The sequence below is a fragment of the Streptomyces sp. NPDC026575 genome (genome assembly GCF_055567415.1).
Genome location: NZ_JBVHQM010000063.1, coordinates 1,513 through 3,292, shown reverse-complemented (window position 1 = coordinate 3,292; position 1,780 = coordinate 1,513). Strand labels below are relative to the sequence as shown.

Annotated in this window: 1 rRNA gene (cut by a window edge); it reads left to right on the top strand. The window is 57.2% G+C overall.

What is annotated here, in order from left to right:
- Positions 1-51: 51 nt before the first annotated feature.
- Positions 52-1,780: ribosomal RNA gene (locus ACZ4NB_RS38630) — 23S ribosomal RNA — on the top strand (it continues 1,491 nt past the right edge of the window).

Here is a 1,780-nt window from a genome sequence, read left to right as displayed (position 1 = left end):
ACGGGTGGCTGGTCGTTGCTTGAGAACTGCACAGTGGACGCGAGCATCTGTGGCCAAGTTTTTAAGGGCGCACGGTGGATGCCTTGGCACCAGGAACCGATGAAGGACGTGGGAGGCCGCGATAGGCCCCGGGGAGCTGTCAACCGAGCTTTGATCCGGGGGTGTCCGAATGGGGAAACCCGGCAGTCGTCATGGGCTGTCACCCATACCTGAACACATAGGGTATGTGGAGGGAACGCGGGGAAGTGAAACATCTCAGTACCCGCAGGAAGAGAAAACAACCGTGATTCCGGGAGTAGTGGCGAGCGAAACTGGATGAGGCCAAACCAGTCACGTGTGATACCCGGCAGGGGTTGCGTGGTTGGGGTTGTGGGATCTCTTTTCTGCAGTCTGCCGGCTGTGGGACGAGTCAGAAACCGTTGATGTAGGCGAAGGACATGCGAAAGGTCCGGCGTAGAGGGTAAGACCCCCGTAGCTGAAACATTGACGGCTCGTTTAAGAGACACCCAAGTAGCACGGGGCCCGAGAAATCCCGTGTGAATCTGGCGGGACCACCCGTTAAGCCTAAATATTCCCTGGTGACCGATAGCGGATAGTACCGTGAGGGAATGGTGAAAAGTACCGCGGGAGCGGAGTGAAATAGTACCTGAAACCGTGTGCCTACAAGCCGTGGGAGCGTCGCACAAGGACTTGTCCTTGTGTCGTGACTGCGTGCCTTTTGAAGAATGAGCCTGCGAGTTTGCGGTATGTTGCGAGGTTAACCCGTGTGGGGAAGCCGTAGCGAAAGCGAGTCCGAATAGGGCGTTGAGTAGCGTGCCCAAGACCCGAAGCGGAGTGATCTAGCCATGGGCAGGTTGAAGCGGAGGTAAGACTTCGTGGAGGACCGAACCCACCAGGGTTGAAAACCTGGGGGATGACCTGTGGTTAGGGGTGAAAGGCCAATCAAACTCCGTGATAGCTGGTTCTCCCCGAAATGCATTTAGGTGCAGCGTCGTGTGTTTCTTGCCGGAGGTAGAGCACTGGATAGGCGATGGGCCCTACCGGGTTACTGACCTTAGCCAAACTCCGAATGCCGGTAAGTGAGAGCGCGGCAGTGAGACTGTGGGGGATAAGCTCCATGGTCGAGAGGGAAACAGCCCAGAGCATCGACTAAGGCCCCTAAGCGTGTGCTAAGTGGGAAAGGATGTGGAGTCGCAGAGACAACCAGGAGGTTGGCTTAGAAGCAGCCACCCTTGAAAGAGTGCGTAATAGCTCACTGGTCAAGTGATTCCGCGCCGACAATGTAGCGGGGCTCAAGCACACCGCCGAAGTCGTGTCATTGCAGCATGAGGGCCAACGCCCGCTGTGATGGGTAGGGGAGCGTCGTGTGCCGGGTGAAGCAGCCGTGGAAACGAGTTGTGGACGGTTCACGAGTGAGAATGCAGGCATGAGTAGCGATACACACGTGGGAAACGTGTGCGCCGATTGACTAAGGGTTCCTGGGTCAAGCTGATCTGCCCAGGGTAAGTCGGGACCTAAGGCGAGGCCGACAGGCGTAGTCGATGGACAACCGGTTGATATTCCGGTACCCGCTTTGAAACGCCCAATATCGAATCCATTAATGCTAAAGCCGTGAAGCCGGCCTGGAGTCTTCGGACAAAGGGACGTGGTGGAGCCGCTGACCCAAGGTGGTAGTAGGTAAGCGATGGGGTGACGCAGGAAGGTAGTCCAGCCCGGGCGGTGGTTGTCCCGGGGTAAGGGTGTAGGACGCACGGTAGGCAAATCCGTCGTGCATGTAAGT